At 44.0% G+C, this 20,081-nt stretch carries 18 protein-coding genes; 8 read left to right on the top strand and 10 right to left on the bottom strand.

From position 1 onward, the window contains the following. Positions 1–23: 23 nt before the first annotated feature. Both adk and hemH read left to right on the top strand, forming a co-directional pair. Positions 24–668, top strand: coding sequence for an adenylate kinase (adk, locus tag ACRRSY_RS12750; RefSeq protein ID WP_432452841.1), 645 nt, complete (start codon positions 24–26; stop codon positions 666–668). Between the two features lie 94 nt (positions 669–762). Further along, on the top strand, positions 763–1,752 hold the full coding sequence (gene hemH, locus ACRRSY_RS12745; protein WP_432452842.1) for a ferrochelatase: 990 nt from the start codon (positions 763–765) through the stop codon (positions 1,750–1,752). Positions 1,753–1,778: 26 nt separating this feature from the next. On the opposite strand, the gene ACRRSY_RS12740 is transcribed toward hemH, so the two are convergent. Continuing rightward, on the bottom strand, positions 1,779–2,159 hold the full coding sequence (locus tag ACRRSY_RS12740; RefSeq protein WP_432452843.1) for a DUF2750 domain-containing protein: 381 nt from the start codon (positions 2,157–2,159) through the stop codon (positions 1,779–1,781). A 257-nt stretch (positions 2,160–2,416) separates the two neighbouring features. On the opposite strand from ACRRSY_RS12740, the gene ACRRSY_RS12735 reads away from it, so the two are divergent. Continuing rightward, on the top strand, positions 2,417–4,006 hold the full coding sequence (locus ACRRSY_RS12735; RefSeq protein ID WP_432452844.1) for an ABC-F family ATPase: 1,590 nt from the start codon (positions 2,417–2,419) through the stop codon (positions 4,004–4,006). Positions 4,007–4,117: 111 nt separating this feature from the next. Here ACRRSY_RS12735 and purB read toward each other — a convergent pair whose 3' ends face one another. From purB to ACRRSY_RS12715, 4 genes are all read right to left on the bottom strand, one after another. Then, complete coding sequence (purB, locus tag ACRRSY_RS12730; protein WP_432452846.1) at positions 4,118–5,485, bottom strand: adenylosuccinate lyase; 1,368 nt, start codon at positions 5,483–5,485, stop codon at positions 4,118–4,120. Between the two features lie 18 nt (positions 5,486–5,503). Continuing rightward, positions 5,504–6,130, bottom strand: coding sequence for a high frequency lysogenization protein HflD (gene hflD / locus ACRRSY_RS12725; protein ID WP_432452848.1), 627 nt, complete (start codon positions 6,128–6,130; stop codon positions 5,504–5,506). Between the two features lie 5 nt (positions 6,131–6,135). Next, positions 6,136–7,239, bottom strand: coding sequence for a tRNA 2-thiouridine(34) synthase MnmA (mnmA, locus tag ACRRSY_RS12720; protein WP_432463336.1), 1,104 nt, complete (start codon positions 7,237–7,239; stop codon positions 6,136–6,138). A gap of 75 nt (positions 7,240–7,314) precedes the next feature. Continuing rightward, a complete protein-coding gene (locus tag ACRRSY_RS12715; RefSeq protein ID WP_432463335.1) occupies positions 7,315–7,947 on the bottom strand; it encodes a pseudouridine synthase in 633 nt (210 codons plus the stop codon). A gap of 209 nt (positions 7,948–8,156) precedes the next feature. Here ACRRSY_RS12715 and ACRRSY_RS12710 point away from each other — a divergent pair, with 209 nt between their 5' ends. Further along, positions 8,157–10,379, top strand: a complete 2,223-nt coding sequence (locus ACRRSY_RS12710) for an NADP-dependent isocitrate dehydrogenase (RefSeq protein WP_432463334.1) — start codon at positions 8,157–8,159, stop codon at positions 10,377–10,379. A gap of 145 nt (positions 10,380–10,524) precedes the next feature. Here ACRRSY_RS12710 and cspD read toward each other — a convergent pair whose 3' ends face one another. Further along, complete coding sequence (gene cspD, locus ACRRSY_RS12705) at positions 10,525–10,740, bottom strand: cold shock domain-containing protein CspD (protein WP_432452855.1); 216 nt, start codon at positions 10,738–10,740, stop codon at positions 10,525–10,527. Positions 10,741–10,934: 194 nt separating this feature from the next. On the opposite strand from cspD, the gene clpS reads away from it, so the two are divergent. Both clpS and clpA read left to right on the top strand, forming a co-directional pair. Further along, positions 10,935–11,252, top strand: a complete 318-nt coding sequence (gene clpS / locus ACRRSY_RS12700; RefSeq protein WP_432452856.1) for an ATP-dependent Clp protease adapter ClpS — start codon at positions 10,935–10,937, stop codon at positions 11,250–11,252. A gap of 35 nt (positions 11,253–11,287) precedes the next feature. Next, entirely contained in the window at positions 11,288–13,537 is a 2,250-nt protein-coding gene (gene clpA / locus ACRRSY_RS12695) for an ATP-dependent Clp protease ATP-binding subunit ClpA (RefSeq protein WP_432459521.1), read from the top strand. A gap of 77 nt (positions 13,538–13,614) precedes the next feature. Here the strand turns inward: clpA and infA are convergent, their stop codons facing one another. The 4 genes from infA to trxB form a co-directional block, all read right to left on the bottom strand. Continuing rightward, on the bottom strand, positions 13,615–13,833 hold the full coding sequence (infA, locus tag ACRRSY_RS12690) for a translation initiation factor IF-1 (RefSeq protein ID WP_016401030.1): 219 nt from the start codon (positions 13,831–13,833) through the stop codon (positions 13,615–13,617). Between the two features lie 83 nt (positions 13,834–13,916). Then, positions 13,917–14,600 carry an arginyltransferase gene (locus ACRRSY_RS12685; RefSeq protein WP_432452858.1) on the bottom strand — a complete coding sequence of 228 codons (684 nt, stop codon included), beginning with the start codon at positions 14,598–14,600 and terminating at the stop codon, positions 13,917–13,919. Beyond that, positions 14,585–15,289 carry a leucyl/phenylalanyl-tRNA--protein transferase gene (gene aat / locus ACRRSY_RS12680; protein WP_432463333.1) on the bottom strand — a complete coding sequence of 235 codons (705 nt, stop codon included), beginning with the start codon at positions 15,287–15,289 and terminating at the stop codon, positions 14,585–14,587. The genes ACRRSY_RS12685 and aat overlap by 16 nt, the downstream gene beginning before the upstream one ends. Before the next feature lie 124 nt (positions 15,290–15,413). Further along, positions 15,414–16,370: a thioredoxin-disulfide reductase gene (gene trxB, locus ACRRSY_RS12675; RefSeq protein ID WP_432459519.1), complete on the bottom strand. Its 957-nt coding sequence runs from the start codon at positions 16,368–16,370 to the stop codon at positions 15,414–15,416. Between the two features lie 418 nt (positions 16,371–16,788). Between trxB and lrp the strand changes: the two genes are divergently transcribed. Both lrp and ACRRSY_RS12665 read left to right on the top strand, forming a co-directional pair. Continuing rightward, positions 16,789–17,277: a leucine-responsive transcriptional regulator Lrp gene (gene lrp, locus ACRRSY_RS12670; RefSeq protein ID WP_432452861.1), complete on the top strand. Its 489-nt coding sequence runs from the start codon at positions 16,789–16,791 to the stop codon at positions 17,275–17,277. Between the two features lie 291 nt (positions 17,278–17,568). After that, positions 17,569–20,070: a DNA translocase FtsK gene (locus ACRRSY_RS12665; RefSeq protein WP_432463332.1), complete on the top strand. Its 2,502-nt coding sequence runs from the start codon at positions 17,569–17,571 to the stop codon at positions 20,068–20,070. The last annotated feature ends 11 nt before the right edge of the window (positions 20,071–20,081 follow it).

Raw genomic sequence — 20,081 nt, 5'->3', positions numbered from 1 at the left:
ACTAGACCAAGGAATAGCAGATTATGCGTATCATTCTTTTAGGCGCACCTGGTGCGGGCAAAGGTACCCAAGCACAGTTTATTATGGAGCGTTACGGCATCCCCCAAATTTCTACTGGTGACATGCTGCGGGCAGCGGTAAAAGCAGGCACCCCCTTAGGCATTAAAGCCAAAGAAGTCATGGACGCTGGACAACTGGTCTCTGATGAGCTGATTATCGGCCTAGTAAAAGAACGTATTTTGGAAGACGACTGCAAAAAAGGTTTTCTTTTGGATGGTTTTCCTCGCACCATTCCGCAAGCTGATGCAATGAAAGAAGCTGCGATTAGTATTGATGCAGTACTTGAGTTTGATGTGGCAGACGAAGAAATCGTAAAACGCATGAGTGGTCGTCGCGTTCATCCAGGTAGCGGACGGGTGTATCATATTGTTTATAATCCACCGAAAGTGGAAGGTAAAGATGATGTCAGCGGTGAAGATTTAGTGATCCGTCCCGATGACGAAGAAAGTATCGTTCGTGACCGCTTAGCGATTTACCATCAGCAAACTAAACCTTTGGTTAGCTACTATGGGAAAGAAGCTGAACAAGGTAACAGTAAGTACTTCAAATTGGACGGCACCCAGTCGGTTGAAGCGATTAGCAAGCAATTAGTCGAATTACTTGATTGAATTTCGAACACTTGATGAGAAAGCGGCTTTTGCCGCTTTTTTTTATGGTCATAAATACCATACACTGAGTGCTGATGACTAGAGGAAGAGCTTAATGGCGCAAATAGATAAAGAATTAAAATGTGCGGTTATTTTGGTGAATTTGGGGACTCCAGAGCAGCCAACAGCGCGAGCAGTGCGAAAATTTCTGGCGCGCTTTTTAGCCGATAAACGAGTCGTTAACTTACCCAAATTATTATGGTTACCCTTACTTTATGGCGTTATTTTACCGCTTCGCTCACGACGAGTCGCTAAGTTATACCAACAAATCTGGCTGAAAAATGGTTCACCTTTACAGGTGATTAGTGAGCAAATTCAACAAAAAGTAGCGGCTAAACTGAATGCAGAGTATGAGGTGTACTTGGCAATGAGTTATAGCGAACCTTACATTGAACAAGTGGTACACGATGTTGTCGCATCTGGTCACCAAAAGGTATTGTTATTACCGATGTATCCACAATATTCAGTATCCACTACCGCGTCTGTCAATGATGCCTATCATCGTGCCTTAGCCAATAGCTATAATCTGCCGGAGCTTCGAACCGTTAAAGACTATTATGCTGAACCTGCCTATATTCAAGCGTTAGCAAACTCTATTCTGCAGCATTGGGAGGTTAGCGAGAGAGCGGAGGTATTGTTATTTTCATTTCACGGGATCCCAGAACGATACGCGCGTAATGGTGACCCATATCCTAAACAATGTGAAGACACTGCGGCTAAGGTTGCCGCTGCGCTCGGTTTAAAACAGCACCAGTGGCGTTTATGTTACCAATCGCGTTTTGGTAAAGATCCTTGGATCCAACCCTATACAGACCAGTTACTGCGTCAATTGGCAGCGCAGGGAGTAACCTCGGTGGATGTGATTTCTCCGGCGTTTGCCGCTGACTGTTTAGAAACCATTGAAGAAGTATCCTGCGAGTTGCGAGATGAGTTTCTCGATGCTGGTGGCAAGCAGTATCAATATATTCCAGCTTTAAATGATAGCCCTGAGCATGTAGCGATGTTTTGTGAATTAATCAAGAAACACACACAAGGCTGGCCGTGAATTGATTCAAGGGCTGCAGCTAACAATTAGCGGGCATTGTGTAAGGCCTGGTCAAACTCATCGGGCGATAGGATAAGGCCTTCTTCGAGATCGTTGGGAAATATCGCGATATACAATTCGTCGCTGCTGAGGCCTTCGGTCCAGCGGCTTCGCCATTTATTTAAAGAAATGGCCTCGGCAGTACAATGCTCCCATTCGCCTGTGGCCCAGGCCTCGGCAAATTCTTTGTTCGGCCATACCGGAACGCAGTCTTCCTCATCTGAGTTCAGCATCACACAACCATCTTGGTCGATTAAGATCCACAGTTGATTATGGTTTTTCACTTGTTTCAGTAAATATTGATAACGGCGCTCGCTGTCATATTGTTGAATCGTGGCAAGTTGAGATGAGTCGATAGTTGCAGACATGGTGGTTGTCCTAAATGTTCGAGTAATAACTTAGCATAATGGAAATTGCTTAAGCCGTCATATAAAGCCGAGTTTTAGTCATTTGTTCGCTTAAAACAACAGCAATTATCCCGCTCACAACGGAAGTTTTTGTGAGCCGTGTCGTTATATGTGCAGTGTTTGAACAAATTGTGGCATAATACGCGACCAAACTTTTAGCACTCTTGTTACGCAGTGTAATTGGCTCGGCGTAACCTAACTAAGCGGAATTTTTTACATTGCTTACTTCTTCTAATGTCACCATGCAATTTGGCGCTAAGCCTTTGTTTGAAAATGTTTCAGTTAAATTTGGCGAAGGCAATCGCTACGGTCTTATCGGCGCCAATGGCTGCGGTAAATCTACCTTTATGAAGATCTTGGGGGGAGATTTAGAGCCGAGTTCGGGAAATGTCTCTAAAGATCCCAATGAGCGGATCGGAAAACTGAAACAAGATCAGTTTGCCTATGAAGAATGCGCAGTGATCGACACTGTGATTATGGGCTATGAAGAGCTATGGTCGGTGAAATCGGAGCGTGATGCGATTTATGCCAATCCTGATATGACTGAAGAAGATGGTATACGAGCCGCCGAATTAGAAGCCGAATTTGCTGAAATGGACGGTTATACCGCCGAGGCTCGCGCTGGAGAATTGTTGCTCGGTGTTGGTATCCCAATCGAACAGCACTACGGGCCAATGAGTGAGGTAGCTCCCGGATGGAAATTGCGGGTATTGCTGGCTCAAGTTCTATTTGGCGACCCGGATATCATGCTACTCGACGAACCAACCAACAACTTGGATATTAATACGATTCGTTGGTTGGAAGGTGTGCTCAACGAGCGTAACTGTACCATGATTATCATCTCGCACGACCGCCACTTTTTGAATAGTGTCTGTACTCATATGGCCGATTTAGACTACGGCGAGTTACGGACTTTCCCTGGCTCGTACGATGAATACATGACTGCAGCCACTCAGGCTCGCGATCAAATGTTATCTGATAATGCCAAGAAGAAAGCGCAAATTGCCGAGCTTAAAACGTTTGTGAGCCGTTTCTCTGCCAATGCGTCCAAATCTAAGCAAGCGACTTCTCGTGCTAAGCAGATAGATAAAATTCAGTTAGCTGAAGTGAAACCGTCTAGCCGTCAAAACCCATATATTCGCTTTGAAGAAGAGAAAAAGTTGCATCGCTTGGCTTTACAGGTTGAAGGTTTAGAGAAATCTTACGAGCAAAATTTGTTTAAAGATTTAAATCTGATGGTTGAGGTTGGTGAACGCATAGCCGTTATTGGCCAGAATGGTATTGGTAAAACGACTTTGCTTAAGTGTTTAGTGGGTGATACTGACTTTGACGGTGATATAAAGTGGTCTGAAAATGCCCAGCTTGGTTATTATGCTCAGGATCATTCTGCTGATTTTGAAAACGATAAAACTTTACTTGATTGGATGTGGCAATGGGGTAAAGAAGGGGATGATGAGCAAGTGATCCGTGGTACTTTAGGACGCTTATTATTTTCGCAAAATGATATTCATAAATCGGTGAAGGTGATTTCCGGTGGGGAACAAGGCCGAATGTTATTTGGTAAAATGATTTTACAAAAACCAAATATCTTGGTGATGGACGAGCCGACTAACCACTTGGATATGGAATCCATTGAGTCATTAAACTTGGCCTTGGAAAATTATCCGGGGACGTTGATTTTTGTAAGTCATGACCGAGAGTTTGTCTCAAGCCTTGCGACTCGCGTGATTGAAATGAAACCCGAGGGGATTGTTGACTTCCACGGTACTTATGAAGAGTACTTAAACAGCCAAGGTTTAAATGTTTAAGTCCAATAGCTAAGTGAAAAAAAGCAGCCTAGGCTGCTTTTTTGTATCTGTATGAGAGCTGGCGAAAAACTGAACCTTATTGTTGTTTTTCGCCAACGCTGGTTGTGCGACTTATAATTGGTCGACTAATTTTACTGCTTCGCCAATGTAGTTGGCAGGGGTGAGCTTTTTCAATTCATCTTTAGCGGCTTCTGGCATCTCTAAACCATCGATGAACACGCGCATCGCTTCTGCGTCAACTCGCTTACCGCGGGTCAATTCTTTGAGCTTCTCGTAAGGTTTTTCAATGCCGTAGCGACGCATTACCGTTTGTACTGGTTCGGCTAATACTTCCCAGTTATGGTCTAGATCACTGAGTAGGTTAGCTTCGTTAATTTGCAACTTACTCACGCCTTTAAGGGTCGCTTGGTAAGCAATTAACGAGTAAGCCATTGCTACTCCAAGGTTACGTAAAACCGTTGAGTCGGTGAGGTCACGCTGCCAGCGTGAAACTGGTAGTTTGGCCGCTAAATGACCAAATAAAGCGTTCGCAATGCCTAGGTTACCTTCTGAGTTTTCAAAATCTATCGGATTCACCTTGTGTGGCATGGTAGACGAGCCAATTTCACCGGCAATGGTTTTTTGCTTGAAATGGCCAAGACAAATGTAACCCCAGATATCGCGGTCGAAATCTAACAAGATGGTGTTGAAACGGGCAATTGCATCATAAAGTTCGGCGATGTAATCATGAGGTTCAATTTGAGTGGTGTAGGGGTTCCACTGGATCCCCAAACTGGTGACAAACTCTTCCGAAAATTGATGCCAGTCGACTTCTGGGTAGGCCGATACGTGCGCGTTGTAGTTACCCACCGCGCCGTTGATTTTCCCCAAAATCTCGACAGCTTCGATCTGCTTTAACTGGCGACGTAAACGCGCTACCACGTTAGCCATTTCTTTACCCATGGTGGAAGGCGACGCGGGTTGGCCGTGAGTGCGTGATAGTAAAGGCGTATCGCGTAGTTCCTTGGCTAGGGAAGTAATGGCATCAATTAGCTGTTGTAAATAGGGGACGAGGACCTCGCGGCGCGCTTCACTGAGCATCAGCGCGTGAGATAAGTTATTAATGTCTTCTGAAGTACAAGCAAAGTGAATGAATTCAGAAACCGCATTTAGCTCCGTATTCGCTGCCACTTTTTCTTTTAAAAAGTACTCAACGGCTTTCACATCATGATTAGTGGTGCGTTCGATTTCTTTTACGCGAGCAGCATCAGCTTCACTAAAATTGTCGTTTATTTGCTCTAAAAACGCGATAGCTTGTTGAGAAAAAGCAGGTACTTCAGCAATATTCTGCTGCGCCGCTAGCTTTTGTAGCCAGCGAATTTCTACTCGTACTCGGTATTTTACTAAGCCAAATTCGCTGAAAATACTGCGCAGTTCAAGAGTTTTGTCCCCGTAGCGTCCATCTATCGGGGAAATGGCTGTCAAGGTAGACAGTTCCATGGTGATCTCCTAAATTAACTAATCAATGGTGTTTAAAAGTTGTGTGGTTTGCTGTAAATATTTTTTTCGTGAAAATATAAGTTGGCGACGTTGACCGCCCAGTTGACGCCATAATACACAAGCGCGAATGCCTGCCAGTAATAAAGCGCGAACTTTGTGTTGTACAACTGGCTGTTGCAGGTAACTAACGTTCCCTGCGACTTGGATCCGCGGACCTAAGGGGCTAATAATATCGCTATAAATATCAGCAATGCCGCCCAATACCTGTTGCTCAAGCAAGCTAAAATGTTGTAGTTGGCGATCAAGTTGACTGATCCGCTCTCCCATCATATGCATTAGGTCAGGACGCTTTTGCAGACGTCGTTCTAGAGCGAGCATACTCACGAGATAGCGAGTGATCTCAGAGTTACGTTGTTGTTGTGAGCTATTCAATTGGGCATTCATCACGCTTAAGCCCAGCTTAATTTGGCTTAGGTCGCCGAAGACTTCAATTGTTTGTTGAGGATCGGTCACCAAAATGCTTTTTAAACTGGTACTTAAGTCGGCTTCTTCGCAGCTACTGGTGCGCGCCACATCTTGAACTAACTTGGCGGCTTGGCAAATTCCAGCAAAGGCAATCACTCGGTTAGATAGTTGACTACTCATGGTTGTTATAGGCCAATTTTATGTTCAATAATCGCTCCGCCTAAACAGACCTCATCGAGATAGAAGACCGCCGATTGTCCGGGCGTCACTGCAATTTGCGGTTCATCAAACCACACTTCTATTTCATCGTCACTGATCGGTTTGAGGGTGCAGGGCACATCTATTTGTCGATAGCGAATTTTAACGCTGCAGCGAAGCTCTTCGGTGAGAGGCAGACGATCGACCCAGTGTATTTGTCCGGCAATTAAGGCTTTGGATTTAAGGCGTGGGTGGTCATGACCTTGTCCAACGATCAAGACATTACGTTCAATGTCTTTATCAACGGTGTACCAAGGATTCTCATCACCATCTTTAGTGCCACCAATGCCTAAGCCTTTTCGTTGGCCTAAGGTGTGATACATTAAGCCCTGATGGGTGCCAATGACTTTACCTTCACAGGTTTCAATGTCTCCCGGTTGAGCGGGCAAGTATTGCGATAGAAAATCAGTAAATTTACGTTCACCGATAAAGCAGATCCCGGTTGAATCTTTTTTGCTGGCTGTGATTAAACCTTGTTGTTCGGCAATGCGTCGTACTTCAGGTTTTTCTATCTCACCAACCGGAAATAGTGTTTGGGCAATGTGCTTTTCTTCTAGGGTATACAAAAAATAGCTTTGATCTTTATTGCTGTCGAAGCCTCTTAACATTTGCCAATGTCCATCTTGAAAGCGTCGCTGTACATAATGGCCGGTGGCGATGTAATCGGCGGCCAATTCTTCGGCGGCAAATTCCAGAAAGGCTTTAAACTTAATTTCCTTGTTACACATGATATCAGGATTGGGGGTTCGACCAGCCTTGTACTCTTCGAGAAAATGTTCAAATACATTGTCCCAATATTCCGCGGCAAAATTAATCGTGTGAAGTTTAATGCCTAATCTGTCGCAGACTGCTTGAGCGTCGGCTAAATCTTCTGCCGCCGCGCAATACTCACTGTTGTCGTCTTCTTCCCAATTTTTCATAAACAAGCCTTCAACTTGGTAGCCTTGTTCAAGCAGCAAGTAGGCTGAAACGGAAGAGTCGACACCGCCGGACATACCGACAATCACTTTTTTAGTGTTGTTTGAATTCATGTTAAATCTTTGGGAAAAATTTGCGGCAAATTCTACCAGAAATTCTGTGATGAAAACAGCATTTCGCCAGTCTAGCTAAGCTATTTGCTCATCAATTAGCTGCTGGTATTCGCCGTTATTTATTCCTGCCAAGGTATAGCGACCAATTTGATAGCGAATCAAGCGTAAAGTTGGAAAACCGATTGCTGCGGTCATTCTCCGAACCTGCCGATTACGGCCTTCTTGAATCGTAATGCTTAACCATGTCGTCGGAATCGTTAAGCGTTTTCTTACCGGTGGATTACGTGGCCATAAATCTGGCTCGTTAATGAGCTTGACCTTGGCCGGTCGACAGGCCCCATCTTTTAGATGGATACCTTTCCTTAGTCTATCTAAGTCCTTCTCAGAGGGGGAGCCTTCTACCTGTACCCAATAGGTTTTATTGGTTTTATTTTTGGGATCTGCCAACTGGTGCTGCAATTTGCCATCGTTGGTGAGTAGCAATAAGCCTTCACTGTCTCTATCTAAGCGACCCGCAGCGTAAATATCGGGGATGTCAATATAGTCTTTTAAAGTGGGTCGGCCTTGCCCATCGGTAAATTGGCTTAATACATCAAAGGGTTTGTTAAATAGCACTAAACGGCGCGGCCCGTTTAAGGTTTTTGTTGATTTTGAGTCAACCTTTCGTTTGAAACGGCGTGGCTTAGACGCGGGATTGGTATTTTTCATAGGGCAATTGTAACAGCTATTGGAACGACCACTAGCAAAACAATGTTAATGCGTTTGTAAATGGTTTATTATTTTTTCCGAATTATCGGCCGGTTAGCCCACAGCTGCGAGATTATCGTATGTTGTTGGTCACTGTTAACTAGCGCGCGGACTAGAGCGATTAACCAGTGATAGCCGCGGTGAAAGCAACCACAACTTTAGGGATCGACATGACGTCAAAGATTATTTATACCTTAACGGACGAAGCGCCAGCCTTAGCCACTTACTCACTATTACCTATAGTACAAGCGTTTACCAACGCCGCTGGTGTGCTCGTTGAAACTCGTGATATTTCTTTAGCTGCTCGTATTATTGCTAGCTTCCCAGAGTGCTTAACTGAACAACAACAGACTTCTGATGCCTTGGCTGAATTAGGCGAGTTGGCGAACCAACCAGAAGCCAATATCATTAAATTACCCAATATTAGTGCTTCGCTCCCGCAGTTAAAAGCGGCGATAAAAGAGCTTCAGGCGCAAGGTTACGATTTGCCCGATTACCCTGAAGAGCCAAGCAATGAGCAGCAACTAACTGCTAAAGCTAAATACGACAAAGTGAAAGGCAGTGCGGTTAATCCGGTATTACGTGAAGGGAACTCTGACCGCAGAGCCCCGGGCTCGGTGAAACAATATGCACGTAACAACCCGCATTCGATGGGCGCGTGGGCAAAAGACTCCTTAAGCCATGTGGCGAGCATGAGCCAAGGGGATTTCTATGGTAGCGAAGTGTCTACCACCATTAAGCAAGCCGGTTCGGTGTCTATTCAATTGAAAACAGATGCGGGTGAAGCGCTTGTTTTGAAAGATGCTTTTCCGGTACTCGAGGGTGAAGTGATTGATGCCGCCGCGCTCAATGTTGCCGAGCTGGCTTCTTTCATTGAAGCTGAAATTGAAGATGCTAAAGCGAAAGGCGTACTGTTTTCATTGCATATGAAAGCCACCATGATGAAGGTTTCTGATCCAATTATTTTTGGTCACGTGGTGAAAGTATTCTTTAAAGACGTATTTGCTAAATATGGTGAATTATTTGACGAATTGGGCGTTGATGTTAGTAATGGTTTAGGCGACGTTTACGCAAAAATCCAAAACTTAGATAGTACTCAACAGGCCGAGATAGAAGCGGCTATCGCTGCGGTGTACGCACAGCGTCCTAGCTTAGCGATGGTTGACTCGGATAAGGGGATTACCAACCTTCATGTACCAAGTGATGTGATTATTGATGCGTCGATGCCAGCCATGATCCGCGCTTCTGGTCAAATGTGGAATAGCGAAGGTCAGCAGCAAGATACTAAAGCAGTTATTCCTGATCGTTGTTATGCCGGTATTTATCAGCAAACTATCGATTTTTGTAAGCAACATGGTGCATTCAATCCGACCACCATGGGCTCGGTTGCTAACGTGGGCTTGATGGCACAAAAAGCTGAAGAATATGGCTCGCACGATAAGACTTTCGTGGTTCCTGCTAGCGGTAAGGTTGAGGTGGTCAGCGATGATGGGACAGTCTTGCTGAGCCAAGTGGTCAATCAAGGTGATATCTTCAGAATGTGTCAGGTGAAAGATGCGCCCATTCGTGATTGGGTGAAACTGGCGGTTAATCGTGCTCGTTTAACCAATACACCGGCAATTTTCTGGTTAGATAGTGCTCGTGCTCACGATGCTCAACTGATTGCCAAGGTTGAAACCTACCTAACAGAGCATGATGTGAGTGGTTTGGATATTCAAATCATGTCTCCTGATGAAGCAACCTTGTATTCATTAGAACGAGTGAAGCAGGGCTTAGATACTATTTCGGTGACCGGTAATGTGTTGCGTGATTACTTAACGGATTTGTTCCCGATCCTTGAATTAGGTACTTCTGCCAAAATGTTGTCAATCGTGCCCTTAATGAATGGTGGCGGATTATTTGAAACGGGGGCTGGTGGTTCGGCACCGAAGCATGTGCAACAGTTTACCAAAGAAAATCACCTACGTTGGGATTCTCTGGGTGAGTTTCTTGCTCTGTCGGCGTCACTGGAGCATTTAGGCCTAGTGAGTGACAATGCTAAGGCGAGCGTATTGGCGAGTACCTTAGACAAGGCCACCGGTATCTTCTTGGATAAAAATAAATCACCATCACGTAAGGTGAAAGAGTTAGATAACCGAGGCAGTCATTTCTATCTGAGTTTATATTGGGCTCAATGTTTAGCTGAACAAGATGCCGATCCTTCGCTAAAGGCTACGTTCTCAGAACTTGCCGATAAGTTGACTATCAATGAATCTGTGATTATTGGACAGTTAAACTCAGTACAAGGATCAAGTGTAGACCTTGATGGTTATTACTTACCAGATACTAACAAAGCATCTGCCGCGATGCGTCCAAGTCTTAGCTTCAATGCGATCATCGATGATCTTCGCTAAACGCTGATTTAACACAGTATATAAAGGCCTGCATCGGTTGTTGGCCTTTTTTGTGAGATGAGCAAATAATCATATATTTGTTAGCGCAAAATAAAATGCCAGTCTAGATGACTGGCATTTGTTTTTTTCTTGGCTTGGCGCGGTTTTAGTTTTGACTCTCATCGAATACGATGCTTACCGCGTGACTACCCTTTGGTCCCTGTTGTGTTTCAAATTGAACGGGTTGACCAGCTTTTAGCGTGCGGTAACCTTCCATTTGAATTGTCGAATAGTGGGCAAAGATATCTTCACCGCCTGTATCCGGGCAAATAAAACCAAATCCTTTTGCGTTGTTAAACCATTTAACTGTTCCGCTTGGCATACGACATTTCCCTATAAAATTTACCTACCAGACTCACTTGATTGGTCAATTGCGACACTTTTTCAAGTCAGCTGTGTAACAATCTAGTAAAATATTTACTACAGTCAAGTTTTCAATGAGTTTTTCTACTAGCGTTGTTAACTCAAAGCAGTTATGTTGAAAACAGAGACGCATTTTTAAGACTATAGTTTCATATGACCAAATTATCTGACTGGCTGGATGTTGAAGAAATAACCAAAGAAGCCAAAAGTGTTACCGAACCACCACCAATGTATAAGGTGGTTTTGAATAATGATGACTATACTCCAATGGAGTTTGTTATCGAAGTGTTGCAGTTGTATTTTAATATGGATTTAGACCAAGCAACTCAAGTGATGTTAACCATTCATTATAAAGGAAAAGGAGTTTGTGGGATTTTTACGGCAGAAGTAGCTGAAACCAAAGCTGCCCAAGTAAATCGTTATGCAAAGCAAAATGACCATCCTCTGATGTGTTCCATGGAGAAAGCATAGCTAAGTAGTATTGATTGTCTGTAGGGGGCCTATGCATGCTAAACAAAGAGTTGGAACAAACTTTAAATCAAGCATTTAAAGAAGCAAGACAACAACAACATGAATTTATGACCGTTGAACATCTGTTGTTGGGTTTATTAGAAAATGCCTCAGCAAAAGAAGCTTTAGTGGCTTGTGGCGCTAATCTTAACCAATTGACTCAAGAATTGAGTAGCTTTATTGAACAAACAACGCCTGTTATTTCAGAAGATGATAGTGAGCGTGAAACTCAGCCTACTTTAGGATTTCAACGTGTTTTACAGCGTGCTGTTTTTCATGTGCAATCTTCTGGGAATAGTGAAGTTAGTGGTGCTAATGTTTTGGTCGCTATTTTTAGTGAGCAAGAGAGTCAGGCGGTTTATTTTCTGAAAAAAGCTGATATTAGCCGACTTGACGTGGTTAATTATATCTCTCATGGGATCCGTAAAGAAGATGAATCTGATGCAGAGCAGGGAGCTGTTGAGAGTGACCTTCAATCAGAGGAAAGCAAACAGCTAGAAAATTTTGCCAGCAACCTCAATCAGTTGGTGCTAAAAGGTAAAATTGATCCACTGATTGGTCGTGATCAGGAGTTATCTCGAACTATTCAAGTGTTATGTCGTCGTCGTAAAAATAACCCGCTGTTAGTGGGGGAAGCTGGCGTGGGTAAAACAGCAATCGCCGAAGGCTTGGCTTATCGAATTGTACATGAAGATGTGCCTGATGTTATTAAAGATGCCACCATTTATTCTTTAGATATCGGTTCTTTATTGGCAGGAACTAAATATCGGGGGGATTTCGAAAAACGCTTTAAGTCCTTATTGAAGCAACTCGAGAACGCCGAGAATGCGATTTTGTTCATTGATGAAATTCATACCATTATTGGCGCTGGAGCGGCATCTGGTGGGCAGTTGGACGCAGCTAATCTGATTAAGCCATTGCTTAGTAATGGTTTGTTACGTTGTGTGGGTTCTACAACGTACCAAGAATATAATCAGATTTTTGAAAAAGATCGCGCCTTAGCGCGACGTTTCCAGAAAATAGATGTGGTTGAACCTACCGTTGAGGATACAACCAAAATCTTGATGGGCTTGAAAAGTCGTTATGAAGCGCATCATGAGGTTCGTTATACCAAGCAAGCGATGCGTAGCGCGGCAGAATTAGCGGCTAAGTACATTAATGAGCGTCACTTACCCGATAAAGCAATTGATGTTATCGACGAGGCTGGCGCGAGTATGCGTATGTTGCCGGTGAGTAAACGTAAAAAAACCATTGGTGCCGGTGATATTGAGGCCATTGTGGCCAAAATCGCTCGGATCCCTGAGGCGAAAGTTTCTTCATCCGATCGAGAAGTACTCCGAAATTTAAACGAAACCTTGAAGATGGTGGTATTTGGTCAAAACCCTGCGATTGATGTATTGGTCGATGCAATTCGTCTTAATCGCTCCGGTTTAGGGGCAGAGCAAAAACCAGTTGGCTCATTCTTATTTGCCGGGCCGACAGGGGTTGGTAAAACCGAAGTTACTCAGCAGTTAGCAAAGGCTCTTGGGGTTGAATTAATTCGTTTTGATATGTCCGAATATATGGAGCGGCATGCGGTATCCCGATTGATTGGTGCGCCTCCTGGTTATGTCGGCTTTGATCAAGGTGGTTTATTAACTGACGCAGTATTTAAACATCCTCACTGTGTGATCTTGTTGGATGAAATCGAAAAGGCGCATGAAGATGTGTTTAATTTGCTATTGCAAGTCATGGATCACGGTACTTTAACCGACAATAACGGGCGTCATGCTGATTTCCGCAATGTTATCTTGGTTATGACCAGTAACGCAGGTGTTAAAGAAACCCATCGCTCAAGTATTGGTTTTAAAGAACAAGATCTTAGCTTCGATGCCATGGCCGAAATTAATCGGATATTTGCGCCTGAGTTTAGAAACCGCTTAGACAATATCATTTGGTTTAATCACTTGGATGAACAAATTATTGAACAGGTTGTCGATAAGTTTATTGTTGAACTACAAGCGCAGTTAGACGCGAATGGTGTCTCAATGGAGGTGAATACAGAAGCTCGTTTGTGGTTGGCGGAGCAGGGCTACGATAAATCAATGGGTGCTCGACCAATGGCAAGAGTGATTCGCGAACAGCTACGCAAACCCTTGGCGAATGAGATCTTATTTGGACGTCTTAATCATGGAGGGCATGTTGATATTGCCATGAAAGATGGCCAATTAGATTTTCAATATGAAGATGTGGTTGCAGAGGTATAGTCTGAATGAGTTGAAGGCAAAAAAGCCAGCTAAATGCTGGCTTTTTTAATAATTACTTGCTCTGAGTAATTAGCGGTTTAGCGCGCGCGGAAAACAATGCGCCCTTTTGACAAGTCGTACGGTGTTAATTGAACCGTAACTTTATCCCCGGTAAGAATGCGGATGTAGTTCTTACGCATTTTGCCAGAAATATGGGCAGTAACAACATGTCCGTTTTCTAGTTCTACACGGAACATTGTGTTAGGCAAGGTGTCTAACACTGTGCCTTGCATTTCAATATTGTCTTCTTTCGCCATTGAGTCCTCTGTTTGACACGCACTTATAAAAACGCTGGGAGAATGCCAGATTTAGCGCCTTGTGTAAAGTTTATCCTCCAAAACTATTGCCATTTATCATTAATAAAGCGTTGATGCGGGGTATAATTTTGTTTGTAGCTCATTTTTCTGCAATCATCCACTTGGTATCCAAGGTAAAGCCATCTGCGTTTTTGTTGTTTTGCTTGCTCAATTTGTTTTAATACAGCCAAAGAGCCGAGCGATAAGCTCGCCAGCTCGGGTTCGAAAAACGTGTAAACGGCACTCAAACCATCAGTGAAAACATCGGTTACACATAATGCAAGCAATCTGTCGCCTTGATATAGACGTAAGTATTGGGTGTCTGCCCAATCACAGCTTAAAAATTGATGGAATGCGGCTTCGCTGGTGGGGTACATGCTACCGTCACGATGGCGCGCTTCGATGTAACGCTCAAATAAGCAGTAATCAAGATTACTTAAATGTTTACTCCATACCAGCTGAAGATCTTTGGTTTTGCTCAGGACGCGTTTTTGGGAGCGTGATGGTATAAAGGCATTCACATCGACCCTTAGGGACTGACAGGCCTGGCAGCCGCTGCAATGGGGTCGATACAGCTCTTGCCCGCTACGCCTAAAACCTAATTCAATGAGCTGTGGGTAATAGGCTTGCTTTTCTGGTTTAGAACAAAGCGCAAAACATAGCTGTTCTTGTTGTTCGGCTAAATAGGGGCAGGGCGTTACTTGGCTTAGGCCTAAGGGTAATTGCATTGCTTTAGTTCCTGCGGGTACCAGCACTGTGAACTGATTTGGTCCAATTTTGCTAGGTTGAGCTTGGTTATAAATTGTGCCCGCGGTAGGTTTTGCATTCCGAGGCTAAGTAAATGGGAATTTTCAACCTGTCCATCAATATAACTGCCGCCCCAATATTTAAAATGGTAGCAAAATAAATGAAAGGCCAGCTTGGAGGCGTTACTCTCTAGATGAAACATTGATTCGCCGCAAAACATACTGCCGACAGCGATGCCATATAAACCACCCACCAAATGTTGTTGATGCCACACTTCAACCGAGTGAGCATGTCCTAATTGATGAAGTTTAAGATAAGCCTCTATCATGTTGGGGTTTATCCATGTTTCATTGGCGCGTAGCGCTGCACAGTTGCGAATCACCGCTTCAAAACTGGTGTTGATTGTGACTCGTAAGGGGGTTTTACGGATGAATTTTCGCATACTTTTATTGATGGTATGCATTGATAAATTTAGGCCAATTCGCGGGTCTGGACTCCACCATAACACGGGTTGGTCCTCATTAAACCAAGGGAAAATACCATGGTGATAGGCCGAAATTAATCGTGTTGGGTTTAGATCCGCACCGATAGCTAACAAGCCATTGGGATCATCTAAAGCAAGGTTAACTGCGGGAAAGGGGCTATCGGTGTCAAGTAATATGGCCTGCACAAGTTTCTTTTTATCTGAAGTGATTTGTGGTTGATTATCAAGAAACTTGATTTAAAAGGCAAAATGAAAAAGCCGATAAGATTATCGGCTTTAAATTTAAGGTGTCGCGAGAATAAACTAGTGCTTAGTCGTTTAAGCTATCTAAGTAACGCTCAGCATCTAAGGCCGCCATACAGCCTGCGCCTGCAGAGGTAATCGCTTGACGATAGACGTGGTCAGCGACATCACCAGCCGCAAAAATTCCCGGAATGCTGGTTTGAGTGGCATTTCCTTCGGTGCCAGACTGAATTTTGAGATAACCGTCTTTCATTGCCAATTGACCCTCAAAAATGCCTGTATTGGGTTGATGGCCAATGGCGATGAAGGCGCCCATGACTTCGATGTCTTGGGTACTGCCATCTTGAACTTGCTTGGTACGAACATGAGTCACGCCCATCTCGTCACCCAATACTTCATCTAGGGTTTGATTGAGGTGTAACACAATGTTGCCATTGTTTACTTTATCCATTAAACGCTTGGTGAGGATTTTTTCACTACGAAATTCTTCACGGCGATGAATAAGATGCACTTCAGAGGCAATATTCGCTAGATAGAGTGCCTCTTCAACAGCCGTGTTTCCCCCCCCCACTACAGCGACCTTTTGATTACGATAGAAAAAGCCATCACAAGTGGCACAAGCAGACACGCCTTTACCTTTAAAGGCTTCTTCGGAGGGAAGGCCAAGGTATTTGGCAGAAGCCCCTGTGGCGATGATGAGCGAATCACAAGTGTATTGTTGATTGTCGCCCTTCAATTTATAAGGCTTTGTTTGAAAATCCACTTGATTGATATGGTCAAAAATAATTTCCGTATCAAATTTTTCTGCATGCGCTTGCATCCGTTCCATCAACACTGGTCCGGTCAAACCTTCTGCATCTCCAGGCCAGTTTTCAACTTCGGTGGTGGTTGTCAGTTGACCACCTTGTTGGATCCCAGTAATAAGCACCGGGTTGAGGTTGGCTCTCGCTGCATATACGGCAGCGGTGTATCCGGCTGGGCCGGAGCCAAGAATAATTAGTTGGTGGTGATTCGCATTACTCATGGTGGTTATCATTCCTTATAGTTCTTGCTTAAAATATGAGGGTGTATATCTCAATATCAAGCGCTAATTGCGTAAAATATGCTGTTGGACGCAAAGCTATATTTTCATGGATGCAGCATAATCGGCTTATATAATCCCAGCAAATAATAAAACTTTATATGGATATGCGTATTTATCTAGCTATTAATTCGGCTTTTTACTTGATAGTCGGTGAATTTTGTGGAATAAATAATGCTCGGGCGTAAAACAAAAGTTTAAAAAAGTCTGTTCACTTGGGTTTTAGCTCCGTATCTTGGTTGTAATGACTTATTTATGTGGGAATGGATAAACACATAACATATGCAATGACTGCCAGTTTTAATGCATAAACAGTCAGGTATAACTTAGATATTTAGGGACAATAAACGTATTACCACTAATGGAAGCAAAAGGTCGACCAATGAAGGAACTGGATCGTATTGATCGCAACATACTTAATGAGTTGCAAAAAGATGGCCGCATATCAAATGTGGAATTGTCGAAACGTGTAGGATTAAGCCCTACGCCTTGTTTAGAAAGAGTTCGACGTTTAGAGCGTCAAGGTTATATTTGCGGTTATACAGCAATTCTGAATCCACAATACTTAGACGCCTCGCTGCTAGTGTTTGTTGAAATCACCTTGAATCGTGGCGCTCCGGATGTGTTTGAACAGTTTAACCATGCGGTACAACAACTTGAAGAAATCCAAGAGTGTCATTTGGTCTCAGGCGATTTCGATTATCTATTGAAAACACGTGTAGCTGACATGTCCGCTTATCGTAAGTTGTTAGGTGAAACCTTATTGCGTTTACCTGGTGTTAACGACACCCGTACCTATGTTGTGATGGAAGAAGTGAAGCAAAGCAATCGATTAGTCATTAAAAACTAAGCGAGCGGTTTCCCCCTCCAATTCATTTTTGGTAAAGTAAAACAAGCGGCTTAGCCGCTTGTTTTGTTTTTTAGTCAAAGATAAATTTTAATTGGATTTATTTATATCCTTCAGGATAAGCCGATGGTCAACAAAATGGTTCGCGAAACCAATAAGGATAAGGCTGAGATGGAAGTGAGCGGAGAGTTCAATTGTCCGATGTTTAAAGCCGTGATTATCGATTTTTAACCGTTAAAATGATTCGAGTATTATTTAAGTTGGTATTAGCTCAAGGGAACGCTTGTGACAGATATGACAGACAATAGATTGTCTGGTTTTGCCCGAATTGCCGAAGTAGGCGCAATTGCTATGGGGGCGCTAGGAGTATACCTAATGGTCGCCTTGTTAAGCTTTGACCCAAGTGATCCAAGTTGGTCGCAAACGGCTATTCAACAAAGCATTGCCAATGCCGCGGGAAGCTCCGGCGCATGGTTTGCTGACTTACTGTTGTTTAGTTTTGGATTCATTGCCTATAGCGTACCTTTGGTTTGTGGCTTTTTAGCATGGGCGCTATTCTGGCGGCCCTGTCCGATAGCCCAAGTTGATTTTTTTACTTTAGGCTTACGTCTTATTGGTTTCATTTTCACTTTCGCCAGCTTAACGACCTTAGCGAGCATTCATATTGACGATTTTTATTATTTTTCATCAGGAGGCTTAGTGGGAGATATTTTCACTCAGTTAATGATCCCGACCTTCGGTTTATTGGGTACTAGCATTATTTTATTGGCCGTATTTGCGGGTGGTATTACCTTGTTTACAGGTGTTTCATGGGTTCAGTTTGTTGAGTTGTTGGGTGAGGGCTTAGGCTCAGTGTTTACCAATCTGATTGATTTACCGAAACGAATTAGTGGTCGCAAACAATCACGGCTTGCCGCGGATGAATCGACCAATGAGACTTATCAAGCGCCTTTGCGTAAACCAGAGCTAGAAGAAGCTGCTATTAACCCTCTCGATGACAGTGAAACTGCCCAGCAAGAGAGCTTTGAAGAGCCATTGGACACCGTCGCCGAGGGATCTTTACACGCTGTTGAGCCACATTTTAATCTTGATGATGATTTCGAGGAGCAATTGAGCCAAGCTAAAGCAGAAGTGGAGTTTGCTTATGAAGCTGAAGCCGTTGACCCTCCGAGTGTTATCCTGGATCAGAGCCCCCCAGAGCCGATGCCAGAAATTCCTTTTACTGAATCAAGTCAGCCAATGACCTATCAACCTTCCACGGCTGCTGAGGTGGTTAAGTCTAAACCCGCTCAGCCTCGTTTAAGCCCATTGCCTGATATGAACTTGTTAGATAGGCCCGACAAGAAACAGAATCCAATTTCCGCAGAAGAATTAGATCAAGTATCGCGGCTGGTGGAAGCTAAACTGCTGGATTTCAATATTCAAGCAAGCGTTGTGGCTGTGCATCCAGGACCGGTGATTACCCGTTTCGAGTTGGATTTGGCGCCGGGGGTTAAGGTGAGTAAAATCACCAACTTGTCTAAAGACTTAGCCCGAGCCTTGTCGGCCATTAGCGTACGAGTCGTGGAGGTGATTCCCGGCAAGTCGGTGATTGGTTTGGAGCTCCCCAATCGTTATCGAGAAATTGTTTATTTGAGTGAAGTGGTTGATAGCAGCGTATTCCATCAATCTAAATCTCCGTTAACGATGGTACTAGGCAAGGATATTGCGGGCCAACCAGTGGTGGTTGATTTGGCTAAGATGCCGCACCTGTTAGTTGCGGGAACCACTGGTTCTGGTAAATCGGTTGGGGTTAACGTGATGATCGTTAGCTTGTTGTATAAGTCGACACCAGACGATGTTCGTTTGATTATGATCGATCCTAAAATGCTGGAGTTGTCGGTCTATGAAGGGATCCCGCATCTGCTCTCAGAAGTTGTGACAGATATGAAAGAAGCGGCCAATGCACTGCGTTGGTGTGTTGGAGAAATGGAACGCCGTTATAAGCTGATGTCGGCTATGGGCGTACGTAATCTTAAGGGTTTCAACCAGAAAGTTGTTGATGCCATCAATTCAGGAAACCCGATCATTGATCCGTTGTGGAAACCTGGTGATAGTATGGACGAAACGGCGCCCTTATTAGAAAAGCTGCCGCATATCGTGGTCGTGATTGATGAATTTGCCGACATGATGATGATTGTTGGTAAAAAAGTAGAAGAACTGATTGCTCGAATTGCCCAAAAAGCGCGGGCGGCGGGTATCCATTTAATATTAGCGACTCAACGTCCTTCGGTGGATGTGATTACTGGTCTAATTAAAGCGAATATCCCAACACGAATGGCTTTTCAAGTTTCGAGTCGTATTGATTCTCGAACCATTCTTGACCAACAGGGAGCAGAAACGTTACTCGGGATGGGCGATATGCTCTATCTACCAGCAGGTACTGGAGTCCCTACGCGTGTGCATGGTGCGTTTGTCGATGACCATGAAGTACATGCGGTGGTTTCCGCTTGGAAGGCGCGTGGTGAACCAAACTACATCGATGAAATTTTGAATGGTGAAGCTGGACCGGATGCAATGCTCCCCGGGGAAGTCGCTGATTCAGATGAAGAGCTTGATACCTTGTTTGATCAAGCGGTGATGCATGTGACAGAAACGCGCAGAGGCTCGGTGTCGGGCGTACAACGTAAATTTAAGATAGGTTATAACCGTGCAGCGCGGATCGTTGAACAAATGGAAGTGCAGGGTATTGTCAGTGCGCCTGGACACAATGGTAATCGTGAAGTACTTGCGCCCCCACCGGTAAGAATTGATTAAGAAGAATTATT

Source organism: Agarivorans sp. QJM3NY_33 (genome assembly GCF_050870865.2).
Lineage (GTDB): Bacteria > Pseudomonadota > Gammaproteobacteria > Enterobacterales > Celerinatantimonadaceae > Agarivorans.
The sequence above is the reverse complement of the archived record's forward strand: the minus strand, read 5'-3'. Positions and strand labels throughout refer to the sequence as shown.

What these genes read in the sequence shown, in the direction of transcription:
- ACRRSY_RS12740 (WP_432452843.1), bottom strand. Translation starts at nt 2,159, where the DNA reads ATGTCTGCAACTATCGACTCATCTCAACTTGCCACGATTCAACAATAT.
- clpA (WP_432459521.1), top strand. Translation starts at nt 11,288, where the DNA reads ATGCTAAACAAAGAGTTGGAACAAACTTTAAATCAAGCATTTAAAGAA.
- ACRRSY_RS12685 (WP_432452858.1), bottom strand. Translation starts at nt 14,600, where the DNA reads ATGCAATTACCCTTAGGCCTAAGCCAAGTAACGCCCTGCCCCTATTTA.
- ACRRSY_RS12710 (WP_432463334.1), top strand. Translation starts at nt 8,157, where the DNA reads ATGACGTCAAAGATTATTTATACCTTAACGGACGAAGCGCCAGCCTTA.
- hflD (WP_432452848.1), bottom strand. Translation starts at nt 6,130, where the DNA reads ATGAGTAGTCAACTATCTAACCGAGTGATTGCCTTTGCTGGAATTTGC.
- cspD (WP_432452855.1), bottom strand. Translation starts at nt 10,740, where the DNA reads ATGCCAAGCGGAACAGTTAAATGGTTTAACAACGCAAAAGGATTTGGT.
- mnmA (WP_432463336.1), bottom strand. Translation starts at nt 7,239, where the DNA reads ATGAATTCAAACAACACTAAAAAAGTGATTGTCGGTATGTCCGGCGGT.
- ACRRSY_RS12665 (WP_432463332.1), top strand. Translation starts at nt 17,569, where the DNA reads ATGACAGACAATAGATTGTCTGGTTTTGCCCGAATTGCCGAAGTAGGC.
- hemH (WP_432452842.1), top strand. Translation starts at nt 763, where the DNA reads ATGGCGCAAATAGATAAAGAATTAAAATGTGCGGTTATTTTGGTGAAT.
- ACRRSY_RS12715 (WP_432463335.1), bottom strand. Translation starts at nt 7,947, where the DNA reads ATGAAAAATACCAATCCCGCGTCTAAGCCACGCCGTTTCAAACGAAAG.
- trxB (WP_432459519.1), bottom strand. Translation starts at nt 16,370, where the DNA reads ATGAGTAATGCGAATCACCACCAACTAATTATTCTTGGCTCCGGCCCA.
- lrp (WP_432452861.1), top strand. Translation starts at nt 16,789, where the DNA reads ATGGAAGCAAAAGGTCGACCAATGAAGGAACTGGATCGTATTGATCGC.
- clpS (WP_432452856.1), top strand. Translation starts at nt 10,935, where the DNA reads ATGACCAAATTATCTGACTGGCTGGATGTTGAAGAAATAACCAAAGAA.
- adk (WP_432452841.1), top strand. Translation starts at nt 24, where the DNA reads ATGCGTATCATTCTTTTAGGCGCACCTGGTGCGGGCAAAGGTACCCAA.
- purB (WP_432452846.1), bottom strand. Translation starts at nt 5,485, where the DNA reads ATGGAACTGTCTACCTTGACAGCCATTTCCCCGATAGATGGACGCTAC.
- infA (WP_016401030.1), bottom strand. Translation starts at nt 13,833, where the DNA reads ATGGCGAAAGAAGACAATATTGAAATGCAAGGCACAGTGTTAGACACC.